The organism is Plantibacter cousiniae (nom. nud.) (assembly GCF_977070315.1).
This window is the reverse complement of record NZ_CDRVEU010000015.1, coordinates 134136-152594: the sequence shown is the minus strand read 5'-3', so window position 1 is coordinate 152594 and position 18459 is coordinate 134136. Positions and strand designations below refer to the sequence as shown.

The window sequence follows — 18459 nt, the reverse complement described above, 5'->3', positions numbered from 1 at the left end:
GGGTCACTCCTGTGCGATCTTCAGCGTGCCTGGCGGTACGAAACCCGGGTGGGCCAGCCGATTGCGCTGCACCATTTCCTGCGCCCGGCTGGCGTCACCGAATCGGCGATAGGCCAGCACCAGCGCGGGCAAAGGCTCGGAGACCTTCATGTCCACCAGACGTACACCGGAGGCCGCCACCGCGTTGAGGTGCCTGATCAACGCCTGAAGCAATGTGTTGAGCGCCAGGTAATGTTCGGGGTCGGCTTTCAATGACGCTTCCCAGATCGCCGAACTCAGCGTGTCACGCAATTCGATGACGTCATCGGCAACCGGCACATCGACGCGCTGCAACGCTTGCGTCACTTGCTGATCCAGCGACGGCACCACTGTGAGCGGCGTGACCGTCGTCGCAACCGGCATGCTCGCGACGATTTTCGCCACCTTGACCAACAAGGCATCCTGAACCAGATTGGCCGCGGCCTGAGCCGTCACGCCGGTATCCAGCCCGCTGCCCTGGCTGACCAGATTGATGCCGGACACCGCTTCCGCCTGTTGCGTGGCCTCGGAAATCACGGAGCGATAATCGACCGTTTCAACAGAGGACACGCCGCCATTGCTGCCGGACCTTGCTGCCGCGCTGCTCGCAGCGGTGCCGTTACTGCCACTCGCGGACCCGCTGCCTGAGCCCCCCCCTGTAGAGCTGCCGGAACCTGACCCGGCATTCGTTCCGGTACTCGCCCCGCCAATACTGCTGGTGCCGTTCGCTCTTCTGGCTCGACGACTGTCACCGTCGAAACTGGCGAAGAACGTGGTAAACAGCGTGCTGACCGTCAACGGCGCATTGACCAGCGAATGCACCAGCGCGGTGACATCCGAATAGATCGTCATGAACGGTGTGAACTGCCGCTGAATGGTCGCGAATACGCCCGACAGGGCGCTGCGCAGCGCCTGAATGTTGATACGTACCGCGTCCACTGTGGCCATCACCGAGCGGTAGCGCCTGAGCGCCGAATCCAGCAGGCTCTCGGACGCGCCCAGCAACTGCCGTCGCGTATTGAGCGTCGACACGGGAAACTTGAGCGGGTTGGCCGGATAGAATTTCAGGTCCAGTCGGACGAGTCCGCCTTCGTTCAGGTTGTGTGTGACGCCGCACTCGCCAACCTGGACCTGCACACGACCCAGCCACGGATGCACCAGCTCGCCGGCACCTTCCTGCTCCAGTGCCTGTAGCAGTCTGTCTCGCTGTTCGAAACAGTCGGGACCGACAATGAACCCCGTCAGCGTATGCACTTTCGACTGTTTGCCCAGCGACTCGAAATAAGGCTCGTCGCGTTGTGGAAACTCATGCAACTGCCCCTTGCGACCTGCCGGAACGACGGCTTTTTCAATGAAAAAACCAACGCCACGGAAAGACGCCGGCAGCAGGCTGTCACGCCATGTACTCATGATCCGGCTCCTGCGCCGAGGGTTCGATAACCGACGTTTGGCGATATCGTCAAACCCGGCTGGTTGGTTTGCACTTGTACGGCGCGCATGCCCAACGGCGCGTTTTCAAAGCGAATGTTGAGCTCGCCTTCAAGTCGCGGGCCGGCCCCGGCTGCGCCCTGTTGCAACAACAGGCTGCCGGGCGCCAGCGGGGTGGGTACGCCGAGCAATTGGCTGGTCGACGGCACGCCAGTGGCCTGATTGAGCAACTGCTGATTCATGCGAACGTTCTCGACGGCACCGGCCGCCAGAAACGCACCGGTCCCGCCGCCCGGCCCGGCGTTGCGTATCCGCTGTTCTTCCGCGAACCGATTGGCCGTCTCGGTCGCCCTCTGCAGGACGGTCTTATCAGTGTCGCCACCAAACCGGCTCATGATCGGTTCGATGAATGGCTTGATGCCCGCCCACAGACCTGCGAACCAGGTTTTGATCGGCTGCCAGTTCTCGATGACCATGCCCAGCGGCGAAAAACTGAACAGCGTTGCCAGCACATCGGTAAACGGTTGCGCTTCGGCCTTGATGGTTTCCCACAGGCCGGCCAGGTACTCGGACAGCGGCTGCCAGTTGGCCACGACCATACCCAATGGCGACCAGGCGAACAGCGTCTGCAGGAAGTCGAAAAACGGGGTTGCCAGCGCCTTGATCACGTCCCACAGCGCAGCAAAGAATTCGGTCAGTGGCTGCCAGTTGGCTGCGATCATGCCCAGCGGCGTCCAGGCGAAGACCGCCTTGAGTACGTCCCACAGCGCCATCACCGGTCCGCGAATCGCCTCCCAGACCGCCTGGAAATAAGGTGCGACGGTCGACCAGTTGGCGATCAGAAAACCTGCCGCCAGCGCGAGGCCGCGCACGATCAGGCCCAGCGGTGACAGGCCCATCACCGCGCTAAGTACGCTCATGGCGGTCGTCGCGGTCATGACCGCAACTTGCAATACACCGAACGCAATCGCAGCGGCCACCACACCCTTGATCACGCCAGGGTGTTCGGCCGCCAGTGCGGCGACCTGAGAAATCATCGGCCCGATCACGGCCATTGCTTCGTTCATCGCCGGCAGGAACATACTGCCGATATTGATGCCCAGACGATCGACACGGTTGGTCATCTCTTTGATGGCAGTTGCCGTGGTCTGGGAGTTGTCTGCGAACTCCTTCTCGATGGAGCCGCTGTTTTGCACGCCCTCCCCGACCTTGGCCAGGTTGGACCTGAGCACATCGAGGTGGGCCAGCAGCGGCGTGATCGCGCCCAGCGATTCGGCACCGAACAGCTGCGTGATGACGTCCGACTGTTTGCCGGGATCAACACTGGAAACCGCCGTCAGAACCTTTTCAATGGTCCCGGACGGGTCACTCTGCATGCCTTGGGTCAGCTGGTTGACGTCGAGCTGCAACGCTTCGAACGCCCCGGCTTTCGCCGCGCCACCTTCGGTCAACGACTGCATGAATCGCTTCATACCGCTGGCGGCCACATCGGCCGGCACATCGACGCTGGCAAGCGTGGCGCCCATTGCCGCCAGTTGCCCGGAAGCCATCCCCGCAACCGGCCCAAGCGGGCCCATTGCAGTCACCATGGTGGCGATTTTTTTTTCCAGGTTGTTGCCGCCGAGCACGTTGATCTTCTCGGACAACGCCGTGACCTGCGGCTGAGTCATCTGAAACGATGACCGCCATGAGGCCATCATGTCGCCCGACTCGGCCGCTGTCTGATCGAATGCGACGCCCATTTTCACGGCGTCGCTGGCAAACCCGGTCAGTTCTTCGCGCGGTACATTGGCCTTGGCGCCCGCGGCGACAATCGCCGCGATACCGTTGGCGCTTTCCGGCAGTCGTTCACTGAGGTCCAGAATGTCGGAACTCATCTGCTGGAACTGTTGCGGTGTTTCAAAGGTGACCGACCGTTTCACGCCGGCCATGCTGGTCTCGAAACCGATCGCTGCCTTTACCCCGGCAATCAAAGGCCCCGCCAAAGCGTTGTCCGTGACTGCCTTGCCAAGTTCTATGGCCCCCAGACTGGTCTCGAGGCCTTTGACATTGTTGCGGATAGTTGCCAGCGTTGGAGACAGCTGGTCGACGCCGGTAATCAGCGTCTTGATAGTGTCTGCCATCACTCCCCCTGCAGGATCTGGTTGATGCGTTGCGTCTGCAAGATCGACTCGGTGATGACGTCCAGCTCCCTGGACATCATCAGTTCGGGATCGGTCTTCCAGAAATACGCGAGGTCGTAAACGACGGCGATCAGTCCTTCGAGGTCGCTGATGCCGCTGCCATGAAAAAACTCGCAACCTTCCAGCTCAGCGTGTTGATGTCGCACAGGTCCATCTGATTGACCGACGAGGGCGGGATGCCGGCGCAGACGGCGATGTACTTCGCCGCCACGTCCAGATCCAGGGAAACTTCCTCGTTCTTGTCGATCCTGTACGGCAGAGCCTTGATAGCCCGCGCTTCCTGCGCCGTAGGGCGCCGGAAGGTCAGTTGCGAAAGGGTTTCGCCGTGCGCTTCGATCGGGCTGGCCAGGTCGATGACTTCACTCATTGCCAGCTCCCCTGATTGCCGTCGAATTGCAGCTCGATGGTGCCGTCGTCAGCTTTGCTGCTCGGCGTATCCACCAGGTAGGCGCCGGACAGGACGTAGGTCTTGCCGTTCTTGAATTCACAGGTGATGGTCATGTCCACACCGGTAGTGAGCAGCTTGAGCGGCAGATCCGCGGTATGCACGGCGGTGAATTTCAACCAGGCAGCCTTTTCGGTTTCCTTGTAGTAACCAGGCACGACCGTCTCGCGCTTGATGTTCATCAGAGGCGCTTCGCCGCCGCCGCTGATGGTCAATTGGGTGCCATCCACTTTGATGTAGCAGGTACCCGCAACTTTCTGACCCATGTTGTTTATCTCCAGAATGAAAAAACCCGCACGAGGCGGGCTTGAAAGGGTTGGTTAGGCTTATGCCGCTTCGTCGTACTGCAAGCGGAACTGGTTGAGCAGCGCGAACACGCGCAAGCCGTTGATGTAGTCAGGCGGGAACATCACGTTCACGCGGCTTGGGTCATTGCCGTCACGCTCGACAATCAGGTGCTGGGCGAACGTTTCGGCGTTCTCCACATGACCCTCTTCTTCAAGACGTGCGTATTGCGCAATCAACTCGCCACGGATGGTGCTCGGCGTGATGATCGGCTGGCCGGCACCGAAGCGCGTGCCATCGTTGGCCAGCTTGTGGCGGCCGTACTTGCTGGTGATGATGCCTTGCAGACGACGGATGATGAACGCCGACTGGTGCATGGTTTCGCTGTCCAGGTACGAGTTGTCCGCCTGGCCGTAAGCGTTCTTCTGGTAGGTGGTGATCGAACGCTGAATGCGCACGTAACCGCCTTCGTAGTACGCCGTGGCGATGCCGTAACGCAGCAGCGACTCACGCTCGGTCAGGGTGAAACGCTGACTGGCCGGAGCCGGATCGATACCGGGCATGGTGCCGCTCTGGGTCGGACGGCTGGCGTCGGCAGAAATGAACACCGCCGTGCGCGCAGCCAGGGCAGCGGCTTGCAGCCAGACCGGTTGCGGCACACCGTTTTCGACACCCTGCAGGGTGATATGCTGATCGTTGCGCAGTTGACCTGCGGCCACCAGCGTACCGACCGTGCCGCGCTTGGCGCTGTAAACGTGACCGTACAACTGACGCGCCCAGCTCCAGCGACCGGTGCTGTCGTCCATTGCCGCTTTCCAGGCATCCAGCGTGGCGGTGTCGGTCCAGGGCATGCAGATGAACTCGAACGGCTCATCGCCCAGCGCAGCCAATGCCTTGAGCTGATCAGGCGTACCTACGCCACCGGTCATGGCGGTGACTGCCGCCGTCAGGCCGGCAGGAATGACTTCGCCATTGGTCTTGCCCTGGCGATTGAATTCCAGCTGGATGTCATTGCCGCTTGCCCCGCTCCATTTGCAGGAAAGGGTCAGCACACCCGCTTCGACAGCCGCGGTGACCGGCAGGTCAGGCGTGGCATTGATCTTCACCGACAGTGCCGTGGCCGCTTGGGCAGCGGTTGCGCCGTTAACGACAGTGGCCTGCACTCGCATGCCGCCGACATACAGGTTCAGCAGACCGGCTTCGGTCGCCGCCCCGCTGAGGGTGACTTTCGCGCCGGCCTTGGCGCCTTCGGTATTGAGCAGCGGCAGGCACCAGACTTCGCCGGTGGGGTCCGCCTTGCGCCAGGTTTCATACATCGAGGCCAGCATGGAGCCCTGACCGCCGATGTTTTTCGCCAGCGCCACGCTTGGCACCAGCACCAGAGAACCCAGTTCGGGGCCGGACACATCGTCGTTGACCTGCGCAACGATCAGTCGACGCATGCTGGCCGACGCGCTGTTGGCGGCCGAGTTGTCCATCTCCGCATAAAACAGCGGAACGCGAACATCGGATGGAATGTTGTTAAAGCTGATAGCCATTGTTTGGCTTCCTCTTGGTTAAGCCGTGAAGGCTTGATGGGTGGTGGTGGATTGCTCGGTTTTAAGGGTGATGTCGCCGTCGTTCTGACGACGCTGCCACCAGGCGTTGAAGGTCACCTGCCGGCCTTCGACGGGCAGCAAATCGCCCGCCTCCGGATCCGGCACAGTGCGGCCCTCGGCCGGTACTACAGTGATGCGTTGAGTCATGGGGTTACCTCTGCTGTGAACTTCGCTTCGATACGGCCATCAGGGCCGGGGGATTTCAGGTTCGGATCTGCGGGGTCAACGCAGTCCATCTCAATGGTGGCGCCGGTAAACCCGGGCAAACCATCCAGATACGCTTCGTGCCAGGTCTCGGCAGGCTGATCGGAGGTATTGCGGCCCAGTTGAAACTGCGCTGCAAAGCCGAAGCGATACGTCACCCGGTCGCCGCTGATCTGCACCAGCGCGCCACCGGTGTACTGCATCGCGTCGTAATCGTGATCCGGGTTCCAACCCACCAGCGCACGCCACAGTTCGGCGCGCAGGGCATGCAGTTGCTCACTGGCTTCCTGCCCGCGCTTGTCACCGCCATCGAGCACCACCACGACATCGATCGTGTCGGTGATGTTCTGGCGAATGACGTTCTGCAAATCGTTGGCAGTGGACTGATCGCCAGTGGCAATCACGTACGCCGACGGGTGGGCGAGCTGATCACCGAGGGCGACCGCCGCCCAGTCGATACCGGCACTGATTCGCCCGGCAAAGCTCGGGCAGGTCGCCTGCAAGTGGGCAACTATCGGGGTTATCTTCATGAGGGGTTCCGCGTGTGTTGAAGGTTGATTGCGGCGTGGGAAACGCCTACTGGTTCGCCTTGCCCAACGCCTCATCAGCCTTGTCTGCAGCACGGCTGGCCGTGTGAGCGGCCTGATTGGCAATTGATGCAGCACTCTCGACCTTGTCTGCCGCCTGGGTGGTGGTTTCGGCCAGCCTGTCCAGGCGCCGGTCGCGCTTGCCCAGTGCTGCGTCGTAGGCATTGCGAACCTCGGCCAGCTGCTGCGTATGCTCGGCATTCGCCGACCACTGCCCGGCCTGAAAACCGAGCATCAGGCAGCCAGCGATCAGCAGCACGGAAATCAGCCAGACCTCCAGGCGCCGCCACCAATGGCGAGCGATGAAATCAATTGCGCATCTGTGCATCGTTTGCACCTCCGAGTTGGGATCGCAGCCGGGCTATTTCGGCGCTTTGCGTGGTGACCTTGTCGGTGAGTTGAACGATGTGGCTGGTGAGGGCTTCGATCTTGCCCTCCATCCGCCCAACCGCTGCGGCGAGCTCGTTGCGCTCCTTGGCGAACTGATCAGCCCGCGCTTCAGCTTCCTTGCGCGCCTGGCGCTCGGAGTCGAGCAGTTCATTGAGGCGGCGCACCGTACCGATGTCCGCGTTGTCCATCGCCCGGTCTGTTGCATCTCTGGAAAGAAACTTGCGCAGCCATAGAAAGCCGCCAAGCAGAATTGTGCCCGTGCCGCCCAGCCAGGTAGCTGTGCCTGGGCCTAGGTCGGTTGGGTCCATCATTACCTCTGAATAAAAGACTGCGGAAACGGTCGAAAAAATCGTGCGCAGCCTAGAGCCACAGAAAAGCCTTGAACTCTTCAAGACTTAGAAATAAGGGGCCCCGGAACTCCGGGGCTGGTGATCAAATAAAACAAAAACAATGTCTGGCTAGAGAGCCGGGGGCAGATCACTCAAAACTTATAGATTGGCTGATCATAGGTACTCCACGCACCGTTATTTGGATAAAAAACCTTCACCGGCTTGATATCAGGCCTGAAGCCAAATCTGGCCCAAACGATTTTCGGGTAGACGATAGAGAAGCTGCCGTTATACTGAACTCGAGCATATGCACCAGGATTCCCATTGGTATGGGTATGCCACAGCGGAGTGCCAGCATTATCGTAGATTACAAAATTACCGTCCTCTTGCATCGACGCCAGGGCGCCACCTTTTCCTTGGGTGTAGCTCGCCCAGTGCACTAAGCCATTTGCTCCATAAAGCACGAGGTTACCGTCGCCTTGGAAGATAAAAGTAGAAGTGCCTATGGAGTACGACTGATTCGGGTAGATCATGGTACCCGGAGAAATCATCGTCGCAGAAATGTCCGGTGCGACAGGAATCGAATCCTTGCTTTTCCAAATTGGCGTTGCATCAATGATTACGATATTTCCGTCATCTTGAAGCTGGAGGTATGTGCGAGCTGCCGCATCCTGAAACTGCTTACTAGGAACTGTAGTGTTGTGAGTACCCCAAAGCCTAGACCGCTGATTATCAGAGACCGACAGATTGTAGTTCACATAGGCAAGCGAAACCGGAGCTCCCATGCCGCGCTGGGGGTAGACTTCACTCGAGTAAGCAGCATCGGCATTCGCAGCCCAGATCGGATTTCCATTGTCCCGCAATACCAGGTTGCTATCGTCCTGAAAGATCAACCGAAATCTTTTGTTAGGGGAATCCAGATACTGGTTGAGAACCATCTCGGTCCGGGGAGGGAGAACCGCACGCCCGTTTTCGGTCATTGAATTTAGAAAATAGCCCATTAATCTCACCTATTGAGTCAAATTTTTTTGCGCGGAAGATTCCGCTTTTATGTCGCTCAACGGCGATAACTCGAGGCTCGTGGCCTTCACATGATTCAACGTTCCGCAGCGGGAACATTTGATCTGGAGCTCTGTGTACTCACCCATGCGGGCCAGCAGCTTCTTGCACTGCCCGCATCGATAGTCCTTCAAAATGTGCACTGGCCTCCGTGTGCCTGGCCCAATAAAAAACCCCGCCGAGGCGGGGTTTGAGATGGGTCGCGAGTGACCGGTTGTGGCTGTTGATCAGCCTGTTTCCGGCTGCTGCCCTGAGGCGCAAATCGCATATCGTGGGACCTTTTTACCCCCCTCCGGAAAGCCTGGGAAGGGGCAGTTTCGGGGTGGGTCGAGTTTGACCGGAGTTCAACACGAGTTCGGCCACAGCTGTGCAATCGACCCGGATAAACGGCGTGAAACCGTGTCTTCATTTACCCTTGCGCAGCCTTGTCGGCGACGGCGTTATTGCTTCTGGAAGCGCTGCGCTCAGCGAGAATCGCCAGCACTTGCTGGTGAAGCTTGTTGATCCAGTTGCGATAGGTGCGGTCTGCGCCTTCATTGATGCCCACCAGACGCATCTGCTCGCGCACCGGCAACGACTCGACATAACGCAATGTAGCCAGTTGCGCCAGTTCAGGCCCGCGGCTCTTTGCAGGGCTGCGCGAAAGCTGCGCCACAGCCGCCTCGACTTCGCTGCTTATATAGTCCAGGCCGCTGCCATTACCCACCAGTGCGCGCGAGCCGGGTGTGCGGCGCGGAATGTACGCGCCCCACTCCATGATCCCGGCCATCGGGCTGCTCAGTCCGCCGCCCAGGCCAATGCGCATGCGCTGTTCTCCCCAATGCTGCATCACGGCTTCTATTTTCTCGATCATCGTGTCTCTCCTGTAGGACCTTTCTGAAACGCTGCGCAGCGCCTTTCGCTGCGCAGAACCAAGGCCTTACAATACATTTTGTATTTTTATGACACAACGAAGCATTACATTATGTATATTGCTCAACACCCTACAGCCTGTATGATTCGACGCATGAACAGAAAATGGTATGAAGTCGCAAGACAGGTCATGGAAACTCAGCAGATCAGCCAGGAAGAGATGGCTGAGCGGATGGGCGTGACGCCCGGCGCGGTAGGGCATTGGCTGAATGGCAAGCGTGAGCCGAAGATCGAGGTTATCAATCGGTTCCTGACCGAGCTCGGCCTGCCGATTCTCACCACCTCCATTCCGGCCAGCGAGCCCGGCATGCACAACGTGGAGCCCACGGTGCAGCCCTCGCGTTTCTATCGCTATCCGGTCATCAGCTGGGTAGAGGCCGGTGGCTGGAGTGAAGCCGTCGAGCCCTACCCTGCCGGCTATTCGGACACCTTCGAGATCAGCGACTATAAAGCCAAGGGCAGAGCCTTCTGGCTGGTGGTCCGTGGCGATTCGATGACCGCACCCGCAGGCCAGAGCATTCCTGAAGGCATGTTGATTCTGGTCGACACCGGAATCGAGCCCACTGCCGGCAAGCTGGTCATCGCCAAACTGCCGGAAAGTAACGAGGCCACGTTCAAAAAACTGGTCGAAGACGCCGGACGCTACTTTCTCAAGCCGCTGAACCCCGCCTACCCGACCCTTGCGGTGACCGAGGAGTGCAAACTGATCGGTGTCATCAGGCAGATGACGATGCGTCTCTGACCCGGCATGCCACGTCCAAGCCCCGATAACCGGGGCTTTTTCATGCGCCACTGTTTCGTCCCGGGCAGGTGTCCGTGTAGGAAACATTTGTAGCTTGCGTGAGAAACACCCCTCAATTACTGTATGCACATACAGTAAAAAGGAGTTCACTCATGCTCAAGCAGTTCCCCGACACCTCGCAACATGACGCTTACCTGGCCTTGGCACAGCGCATTCAGGACGCTATCACCAGTGACAAGGCGCAGATCGAGCATCAGGTCCTGCTGATCAGGGAGCCTGGCGAATCGACGGCTCACTGGGAGCGCATCATGGATCAGATCAGCGAGGCCGAAGGTATCAGCGTGACCCGCAACCCTGAAAACGGCACTGCTCGCGTGTCCTGGTACATCGATTCCCTGTGAGACGAGCAATACAAATCGTATTTAAAATACAAACTGTATTGTCACGATGCGCTACATATCGTATTGTTTGTCTGCACCCCATCTCGGGAGTACTCACATGCAAACCACAGGGAGTCATGGAATGAACGAAATACTGGATCAACTTCGCAAAGAATTCGCCACGCCGTGCCCTTCACTGAGCGCCGTCCGAGAGCGTTATTTTTCGCACCTATCGAACGACAGAAATCTGCTGCGCAAGATCAACGCAGGACGCATCGACTTGAAGGTCAGCCGCACAGGCGGCAGTCGTCAGGGTCACCCCTTCGTGTACCTGCATGACCTGGCCAACTACCTGAGCGCCATCGTGACCAACAGGGCAGCCTGAGGTCAAAAAAGCACCGCCGCAGCGCGATAATGTTCATCGAACTTTGCAGCCATGAAAAATCTTGCTACGTTTCCGGTACAAAACAAAAACAATCGGGATCCGTTCATGACCAAGACATCGAGGCGCTGGCCCTTCGCGGCCTGCCTGTTATCGCTTGCCTGCGGCACCGCTGCTGCCGCGCCCTATTCGACCATGGTGGTGTTCGGTGACAGTCTCGCCGATGCCGGGCAGTTTCCGGACACCGCCGGGCCCAGAGGCTCCACGCTCAGGTTCACCAATCGTGTCGGCCCCACCTATCAGGACGGCAGCGGTGAAGCGTTCAACCTGAACTCGTCGACGCTGATTGGCAGGATGCTCGGTGTGCCGTCAGGAGATCTGGCGGCTTCGACGTCACCGGTCAATGCTGCGCTGGGAGTGCCCGATGGCAATAACTGGGCGGTCGGCGGCTATCGGACCGATCAGATTCTCGACTCGATCAACTCGCAATCCACCGTCGTCGACCCGAACACCGGCACGCTGCTGCGCAGCCGGACAGGTTATCTGCCCGCCAACGGTTTTCGCGCTGACCCCAACGCTCTTTACTACCTGACCGGAGGCGGCAACGACTTTCTGCAAGGTCGCGTGTTGAGTGCCAGCAGCGCCGCGCAAGCTGCCAATCAGCTGGCGGACAGCGCGCAAGCCCTGCAACAGGCCGGTGCGCGCTACATCATGGTCTGGTTGCTGCCGGACATCGGTAAAACGCCAGCCTTGAGCGGTTCGCCACTGGCTTCGGCCACCTCGGCACTCAGCGCGGGTTTCAATCAGCAACTGGTCAGCCGACTGGCGCAGATCAATGCGCAGATCATTCCGCTGAACGTTCCGCTGCTGATCAATGAGATCCTCGCTGAACCGGCACGCTTCGGGTTCGATCCCAACGAGAATCTGGTCAGCACCTGTTTCAGCGGCAATAGCTGCCGGGAAAGCACCACCAACGGCAGGTCCAGTGCGACGCCGAATCCGAACCGGCTGTTCTTCAACGATCGCGTGCACCCGACCGAGGCCGGACAGAGGTTGCTGGCCGACTACGCCTACTCGCTGCTTTCGGCCCCTTGGGAAGTCTCTCTGCTGCCGGAAATGGCCAATGGCACGCTGCGTATGCATCAGGACGAAATTCGCGCCCAGTGGCTCAGCGACTGGGGCAACTGGCAAGGTGTCGGGCAGTGGCAGAGCATGCTTTCGGCAGGCGGTCAGAAAATGGACTTCGACGCGCAGGACAGCTCGGCTGATGCTGACGGAAGAGGCTATAACCTGACCATAGGCGGCAGCTACCGGTTTGCCGAAAACTGGCGCACAGGGGTTGTCGCCGGCGCGTATCGCCAGAATCTTGAGGCCGGCCCAAGAGACTCGGACTACAAACTCAACAGCTACATCGCCACTGCGTTCCTGCAGTATCAGGCCAACCACTGGTGGGGTGATCTGGCAGTGTCGGGCGGCAAACTGGACTACGAAAATGCCGAGCGCAAGTTCGCGCTGGGCGTCAGCGAAGGTCAGGAAAAAGGCGATACCGACGGTGAAATGTGGGCTGCCAGCGGGCGAGTGGGTTTCGACATCGCAGGCCTGACCAGTCGCTGGCATCTGTCGCCTTTCGTCAGCGCCGATTACGCGCACATCGATGTCGACGGCTACTCGGAAAAAGGCGACCGCTCGACCGCGCTGACCTTCAGTGACCAGACGCGCAAATCGCGGCGTGCAGGCGTGGGTGTACAGGGCAAATTCCAGGTGACACCGAGCACACAGGTATGGGGAGAAGTTGCCCATGAGCGGGAGTTCGAGACCGATCAGCAGGACGTAACCATGGCGCTCAACAGTGTCCAGTCAGTGGGTTTCACGCTGGAAGGCTACACGCCGCAACGCGACCTGAACCGGGCAACGCTGGGCGTCAGCCAGAAGCTGACTCAGGACCTGACACTGCGCGGCAATTACAACTGGCGCAAGAACGATGACGTGACCCAGCAAGGGGTGAATGTCGCGTTGAGTCTGAGTTTTTAGACTGCCGCAGGAGGGAGCGTGAGGGACGATGATCTGACTATCGTGCCCATGCTCCGCGTGGGCATGCCTTTCTGGACGCTCCGCGTCCTATCCTGAGAACTGCGGCGCGGTGCGGATCGGTGACGCGGAGCGTCACCCACGGCATTCCCACGCTGGAGCGTGAGGAACGATAGCTCTCCAACTACCGCTCATTACCAGAGCAGCAAGCCTGCTCAACCCTCGGCAGTCTGCGAGGCCAGGGCCACGGCGCGGAACATGGCGCGGCGTTTGTTCAGGGTTTCTTCCCATTCCAGCACTGGCACGGAGTCGGCGACAATGCCGCCACCGGCCTGTACATGCAGCTCACCGTTCTTGATTACCGCAGTCCGAATCGCAATCGCCGTGTCCATGTTGCCGTTCCAGGCCAGATAACCGACTGCCCCGCCATAGACGCCGCGCTTGACCGGCTCCAGCTCATCGATGATTTCCATGGCGCGGATCTTCGGCGCTCCGGACAGGGTGCCGGCCGGCAGAATCGCGCGCAGAGCGTCCATCGCGCTCAGCCCGCTTTTCAACTGGCCTGTAACGTTGGACACGATGTGCATCACGTTGGAATAACGCTCGATGACCATTTTCTCGGTCAGTTTGACCGTGCCAATCTCGGACACCCGACCGGTATCGTTGCGGCCAAGATCGATGAGCATCAGGTGTTCGGCGATTTCCTTGTGATCGGAAAGCAGGTCTTCTTCCAGCGCGCGATCCGCCTCTTCGGTGGCGCCACGAGGGCGAGTACCGGCAATCGGACGCACGGTGATCAGGTTGTCCTCGACCCGCACCAGCACTTCCGGCGAACTACCGACGACATGGAAGTCGCCGAAGTTGAAGAAATACATGTAAGGCGTCGGGTTGAAGCAGCGCAGCGCCCGATACAGATCGATGGGCGCGGCGCTGAAATCGATGGACATACGCTGTGACGGGACAACCTGCATCACGTCGCCAGCGAGGATGTACTGCTTGATCGTGTCGACCGCCGCCTCGTAATCATCCTGAGTAAAGCTGGAGCGAAACACCGGGTCGGCAGCCGGAGGCCGGTCCAGATCAAGACCGCGGCGCGGCGTGATCGGCTGGCGCAGCTTGTGCATCAGTTCATCGAGCTGCGCCACACCACTTGCGTAGGCGTCCTGCTGCGCTGGATCAATCAGCACGATGGCGTGCATCTTGCCCGCCAGGTTGTCGAACACCACGACCGCGTCAGACACCATCAACAGGATATCCGGCACGCCCAGCGGGTCAGGATTCGGGCAGTTGGCCAGACGCTTCTCGACATAGCGCACACAGTCGTAGCCAAAGTAGCCCACCAGCCCGCCGTTGAAGCGTGGCAGCCCGGCAATCGTCGGCACGTTATAGCGCGCCTTGAAGGTCTCGACGAAGTCCAGGGGGTCTTCGACATCCAGGCTTTCGATCTCGACGCCATCATGGGTCACGCTGACGTGATGACCATGCACGCGCATCACGGTGCGGCATGGCAGGCCGATGATCGAATAACGCCCCCACTTCTCGCCGCCCTGAACCGACTCCAGCAGGTAGGAGTTGGGCTGGTCGGCAAGCTTGAGGTAGATCGACAGCGGTGTGTCGAAGTCGGCCAGGGTTTCGCGGGCAAGCGGGATGCGGTTGTAGCCTTCAGCGGCCAAACGCAGGAATTCTTCACGGTTCATGAGCAACCTCGTGGTTTGAGGACAAAACGGTCAGGTAGGCAAACGTGCCGGCAGGCCGGCCAGAATCAGGTCAGGCGCGCCAACGCCAGCGGGCCAGGGCCTTGATGACTTTCATCCAGAGTTTGCGAGTGACCACCACGATGGATTCTCTTGAGGAGGGACGTTTGATGTCGGGCAACAGTATCTCAGCGTCCATGTCCAGGCAACCGGGAATCAGCCTGCGCAGATCATCGATGACCATCGCCGGGTTTTCCTCGGCAATCGGCCGCCCATGGTTGTAGCCATAGCTCAGCGCGACGCAGGCCACACCGGCAGCCTTGGCCGCCTGAACATCACTGCGCGAGTCGCCGACGAACAGTGATTGCGAGGCCGGTACGCCGGCCATTTTCATCACGAAAAACAGTGCAGCAGGATCGGGCTTTTTCTGCGGCATGGTGTCGCCGCCGATGATCCAGCGAAAGAAACGCCCCAGCTTCATCTCGTCCAGCAGCGGCGCGACGAAGCGCTCCGGCTTGTTGGTGATGAGGGCCATTTCGACACCCATTTTCTGCAGCCACTTGAGGGTTTCGCGCACGCCGGGATAGACCACGGTGAACTCATGCTTCTGCGCATAAGCGCGCATGAAGATCTCCAGGCCCCGCTCGGCCAGCGCGTCATCGACCCCGCTGTGGTCGAGGTTGTTGGCCAGCGCGCGGCGTACCAGCACCGGCGCACCGTTGCCCACCCAGGACCGCACCGATTCCAGCCCGGCGATCGGACGCCCCAGCTCGGCGAGCATGGTGTCCACCGCCACGGCCAAATCGGGCACCGAGTCCACCAGGGTGCCGTCCAGGTCGAACATGATCAGCTTGGGAAGTTTGCCTGCAAACAGCTGCTCGAAGCTGCTCATGCGCGGGATGACGCCAGTTCTGTGCGCATCTTTTCGATCACTTCGCGGTAGTCCGGTGCATTGAAAATGGCTGAACCGGCGACGAAGGTATCAGCACCTGCCGCTGCAATTTCGCGGATATTGTTGACGTTCACGCCACCGTCGATTTCCAAGCGGATGTCGCGTCCGGAAGCATCGATCAAGGCGCGTGCTTCACGCAGCTTGTTGAGCGTGCCGGGAATGAACTTCTGCCCGCCAAAACCGGGGTTGACGCTCATGAGCAGGATCATGTCGACCTTGTCCATGACGTATTCGAGCAGGTTCAACGGCGTGGCCGGGTTGAACACCAGGCCCGCCTTGCAGCCACCCTCGCGGATCAACTGCAGCGAACGATCAATGTGCTGGGTCGCTTCCGGGTGAAAGGTAATGTAGGTGGCACCGGCCTCGATGAAGTCGCCAATGATGCGATCCACCGGGCTGACCATCAGGTGCACGTCAATCGGTGCGGTGACGCCATATTTGCGCAACGCGCTGCACACCATCGGACCAATGGTCAGGTTCGGGACATAGTGATTGTCCATGACATCGAAGTGGACAAAGTCGGCGCCGCTGGACAGCACGTTGTCGACTTCCTCACCCAGACGGGCGAAGTCAGCGGAAAGAATCGATGGGGCAATAACGAAGGGCTGCATGACGCACCTGTTTGAGCAGAATCACGGTGCGCGGATTGTACGCCAAGCTTCGCCCGGAGCGGTAAGCCTCAAGCTGCACGCCAATGGATTCGCCCTGGCTGGCCGCTTGAGACTTGTCGCGCTCGGTTACTGAGCCGTTCTGAGTTTTTCGCTGCGCCCGCGCAACCACTCGAGCACCAGCAGCAAGACCACCGAAAAACCGATCAGCAAGGTCGCAGCGGCGGCGATGGTCGGGCTGAGGTTTTCGCGTATGCCGCTGAACATCTGCCGAGGCAGGGTCGCCTGCTCCGGTCCGGCGAGGAACAACGTGACCACCACTTCGTCGAACGAGGTCGCGAAGGCGAACAGCGCGCCGGAAATCACCCCTGGCGCAATCAGTGGCAGGGTCACGCGCCGGAAGGCGGTCAGTGGCGAGGCACCGAGGCTGGCAGCCGCACGCACCAGATTGTGATTGAAACCCTGCAAGGTCGCCGACACGGTGATGATCACGAATGGCACACCCAGCACCGCATGGACCAGAATCAGCGAGGTGTAGCTGTTGCCCAGGCCCAGCGGCGCGAAGAACAGGTAACTGGCGACGCCGACAATCACCACCGGCACCACCATCGGCGAAATCACCAAAGCCATGACCAGCGCCTTGCCAGGGAAGTTGCCGCGGGTCAGGCCGATCGCTGCCAGCGTGCCGAAGCCCATCGCCAGCAGGGTCGCGGCCGGGGCGACGATCATGCTGTTCTTCAGCGCGCGCATCCACTCGGCGGAGTTGAAGAAGTCCTGATACCACTGCAACGAGAAGCCTTGCAGCGGGTAGACCAGAAAGCTGCCGGAGTTGAATGACAGCGGCACGATGACCAATACCGGAAGCACGAGAAACAGCAGCACCAGGGTGCAGATGATGCGCAAGGCGTAATACCAGAGGCGCTCGATCGGCGATGTGTAAGGGTTCAGCATGGTGACACTCCTCAGCTCAGACGCAGGCGGCTGGCGCCGACCAGCCAGCTATAAATCAGGTACAGCACGATGGTCGCCAACAGCAGCAGCCCGCCGAGCGCGGTGGCCATGCCCCAGTTGATGCTGGTGTTGGTGTAGAAGGCGACGAAGTAGCTGACCATCTGATCGTTCGGGCTGCCCAGCAACGCCGGGGTGATGTAGTAGCCAATCGACAGAATGAACACCAGCAGGCAGCCGGCGCCGATCCCGGCGTAAGTCTGCGGGAAGTACACGCGCCAGAAGCTCGCAAACGGGTGGCAGCCCAGCGAAATCGCAGCGCGCATGTAGGTCGGGGAGATGTTCTTCATCACGCTGTAGATCGGCAGGATCATGAACGGCAGCATGATGTGCACCATCGAGATGTACACGCCGACGCGGTTGAAGACCAGCTCCAGCGGCTTGTCGATGATGCCCATCGCCAGTAGCGCACTGTTGATCAGACCGCTGGACTGCAACAACACGATCCAGGCAGCCACGCGCACCAGAATCGAGGTCCAGAACGGCAGCAGCACCAGAATCATCAGCAGGTTGCTCTGCCGGGCGGGCAGGCTGGCCAGCAGATAGGCCAGCGGATAAGCCAGTACCAGACAGATCGCGGTAATCACCAGGCCCATCCAGAACGTGCGGGCGAAGATGTCCAGATAGATCGCCTGGTCCGGGGTCGCCGGGGCGACTTCGCCGAGGTCATCGATACGATGGTCGACGGCCGCCAGCAGGTAATACGGCGTAACACTGCTGGTATTGCGGCGCACCGCCTGCCAGTACGCCGGGTCGCCCCAGCGCTCGTCCAATGCTTCGAGCGCTTCTTTATAAGAGGCAGGCTCGGTCTTGAACGGCAGCGCGCGGGCGGTCTTGCTCAGCAGGCTGCGATAACCGGCCAGTTCCATGTTCAAACGCTTGGACAGATCGCCCAGCGTGGAATTCTTGCGTGTTTCGGCCAGGTCCAGGCTCATTGCCTTGTAGACCGACTCGGGCGGCAGCCCTTTTCCATCCCACTTTTGCACTTCGACCACAGTGGTCGGCAGTGCAGTCACGACTTCCGGGTTGCCAACACTCTTGTAGAGCAGCGCGGCGATGGGCACCAGAAACACCAACAACAGGAAAATCACCAACGGCGCGATCAGTGCCTGAGCCTTCCAGCGGTTGACCCGCTCGGCGCGAGCGAGACGTTGCTTCAAGTTGGGGCTGGCGCCTTCAGTCAGGGGCACGGCGATGGCCATAGCGAACTCCGGGATCTTTCAACGA

Annotated in this window: 21 protein-coding genes; 4 read left to right on the top strand and 17 right to left on the bottom strand. The window is 60.0% G+C overall.

What is annotated here, in order from left to right:
• Positions 1-3: 3 nt before the first annotated feature.
• From ACW55A_RS24860 to ACW55A_RS24805, 12 genes are all read right to left on the bottom strand, one after another.
• Positions 4-1428: a DNA circularization protein gene (locus tag ACW55A_RS24860; RefSeq protein WP_498811721.1), complete on the bottom strand. Its 1425-nt coding sequence runs from the start codon at positions 1426-1428 to the stop codon at positions 4-6.
• Positions 1425-3569 (bottom strand): phage tail tape measure protein, encoded by a 2145-nt coding sequence (locus ACW55A_RS24855; RefSeq protein WP_455808900.1) that lies wholly within the window; start codon positions 3567-3569, stop codon positions 1425-1427. Before ACW55A_RS24855 ends, ACW55A_RS24860 begins: the two co-directional genes overlap by 4 nt.
• 130 nt (positions 3570-3699) lie before the next feature.
• A complete protein-coding gene (locus tag ACW55A_RS24850) occupies positions 3700-3996 on the bottom strand; it encodes a phage tail assembly protein (protein WP_003316280.1) in 297 nt (98 codons plus the stop codon).
• Positions 3993-4340: a phage tail tube protein gene (locus tag ACW55A_RS24845; RefSeq protein WP_003372729.1), complete on the bottom strand. Its 348-nt coding sequence runs from the start codon at positions 4338-4340 to the stop codon at positions 3993-3995. Before ACW55A_RS24845 ends, ACW55A_RS24850 begins: the two co-directional genes overlap by 4 nt.
• 60 nt (positions 4341-4400) lie before the next feature.
• Positions 4401-5897 carry a phage tail sheath subtilisin-like domain-containing protein gene (locus ACW55A_RS24840; protein WP_005781026.1) on the bottom strand — a complete coding sequence of 499 codons (1497 nt, stop codon included), beginning with the start codon at positions 5895-5897 and terminating at the stop codon, positions 4401-4403.
• A gap of 18 nt (positions 5898-5915) precedes the next feature.
• Positions 5916-6104, bottom strand: coding sequence for a DUF2635 domain-containing protein (locus ACW55A_RS24835; protein WP_003419716.1), 189 nt, complete (start codon positions 6102-6104; stop codon positions 5916-5918).
• Positions 6101-6691 (bottom strand): phage tail terminator protein, encoded by a 591-nt coding sequence (locus tag ACW55A_RS24830; protein WP_003433201.1) that lies wholly within the window; start codon positions 6689-6691, stop codon positions 6101-6103. The genes ACW55A_RS24835 and ACW55A_RS24830 overlap by 4 nt, the downstream gene beginning before the upstream one ends.
• A gap of 46 nt (positions 6692-6737) precedes the next feature.
• Positions 6738-7076: a hypothetical protein gene (locus ACW55A_RS24825; protein WP_003372736.1), complete on the bottom strand. Its 339-nt coding sequence runs from the start codon at positions 7074-7076 to the stop codon at positions 6738-6740.
• Complete coding sequence (locus ACW55A_RS24820; RefSeq protein WP_003411734.1) at positions 7057-7446, bottom strand: hypothetical protein; 390 nt, start codon at positions 7444-7446, stop codon at positions 7057-7059. Before ACW55A_RS24820 ends, ACW55A_RS24825 begins: the two co-directional genes overlap by 20 nt.
• Positions 7447-7619: 173 nt before the next feature.
• A complete protein-coding gene (locus tag ACW55A_RS24815; RefSeq protein WP_498811720.1) occupies positions 7620-8468 on the bottom strand; it encodes a putidacin L1 family lectin-like bacteriocin in 849 nt (282 codons plus the stop codon).
• Between the two features lie 9 nt (positions 8469-8477).
• Entirely contained in the window at positions 8478-8669 is a 192-nt protein-coding gene (locus ACW55A_RS24810; RefSeq protein WP_455808902.1) for a Com family DNA-binding transcriptional regulator, read from the bottom strand.
• Between the two features lie 266 nt (positions 8670-8935).
• Complete coding sequence (locus tag ACW55A_RS24805; RefSeq protein WP_002551910.1) at positions 8936-9379, bottom strand: hypothetical protein; 444 nt, start codon at positions 9377-9379, stop codon at positions 8936-8938.
• A 153-nt stretch (positions 9380-9532) separates the two neighbouring features.
• Here ACW55A_RS24805 and ACW55A_RS24800 point away from each other — a divergent pair, with 153 nt between their 5' ends.
• From ACW55A_RS24800 to estP, 4 genes are all read left to right on the top strand, one after another.
• The gene (locus ACW55A_RS24800; RefSeq protein WP_003433211.1) at positions 9533-10180 is read left to right on the top strand and encodes a LexA family protein; all 648 of its coding nucleotides are present in this window, start codon (positions 9533-9535) and stop codon (positions 10178-10180) included.
• Positions 10181-10332: 152 nt separating this feature from the next.
• Entirely contained in the window at positions 10333-10581 is a 249-nt protein-coding gene (locus ACW55A_RS24795) for a DUF1654 domain-containing protein (protein ID WP_455808903.1), read from the top strand.
• A 121-nt stretch (positions 10582-10702) separates the two neighbouring features.
• Entirely contained in the window at positions 10703-10945 is a 243-nt protein-coding gene (locus tag ACW55A_RS24790) for a pyocin activator PrtN family protein (RefSeq protein WP_003316268.1), read from the top strand.
• 105 nt (positions 10946-11050) lie between these two features.
• Entirely contained in the window at positions 11051-12973 is a 1923-nt protein-coding gene (gene estP, locus ACW55A_RS24785; protein ID WP_455808904.1) for an esterase EstP, read from the top strand.
• A gap of 212 nt (positions 12974-13185) precedes the next feature.
• Here the strand turns inward: estP and trpE are convergent, their stop codons facing one another.
• From trpE to ACW55A_RS24760, 5 genes are all read right to left on the bottom strand, one after another.
• Complete coding sequence (gene trpE, locus ACW55A_RS24780) at positions 13186-14667, bottom strand: anthranilate synthase component I (RefSeq protein WP_003433217.1); 1482 nt, start codon at positions 14665-14667, stop codon at positions 13186-13188.
• Between the two features lie 70 nt (positions 14668-14737).
• A complete protein-coding gene (locus ACW55A_RS24775; RefSeq protein WP_455808905.1) occupies positions 14738-15556 on the bottom strand; it encodes a phosphoglycolate phosphatase in 819 nt (272 codons plus the stop codon).
• Entirely contained in the window at positions 15553-16227 is a 675-nt protein-coding gene (gene rpe / locus ACW55A_RS24770; RefSeq protein WP_003304938.1) for a ribulose-phosphate 3-epimerase, read from the bottom strand. The genes ACW55A_RS24775 and rpe overlap by 4 nt, the downstream gene beginning before the upstream one ends.
• Before the next feature lie 126 nt (positions 16228-16353).
• A complete protein-coding gene (locus ACW55A_RS24765; protein WP_003394916.1) occupies positions 16354-17175 on the bottom strand; it encodes an ABC transporter permease in 822 nt (273 codons plus the stop codon).
• An 11-nt stretch (positions 17176-17186) separates the two neighbouring features.
• Positions 17187-18434 (bottom strand): ABC transporter permease, encoded by a 1248-nt coding sequence (locus ACW55A_RS24760; RefSeq protein ID WP_003372759.1) that lies wholly within the window; start codon positions 18432-18434, stop codon positions 17187-17189.
• Between the last annotated feature and the right edge of the window lie 25 nt (positions 18435-18459).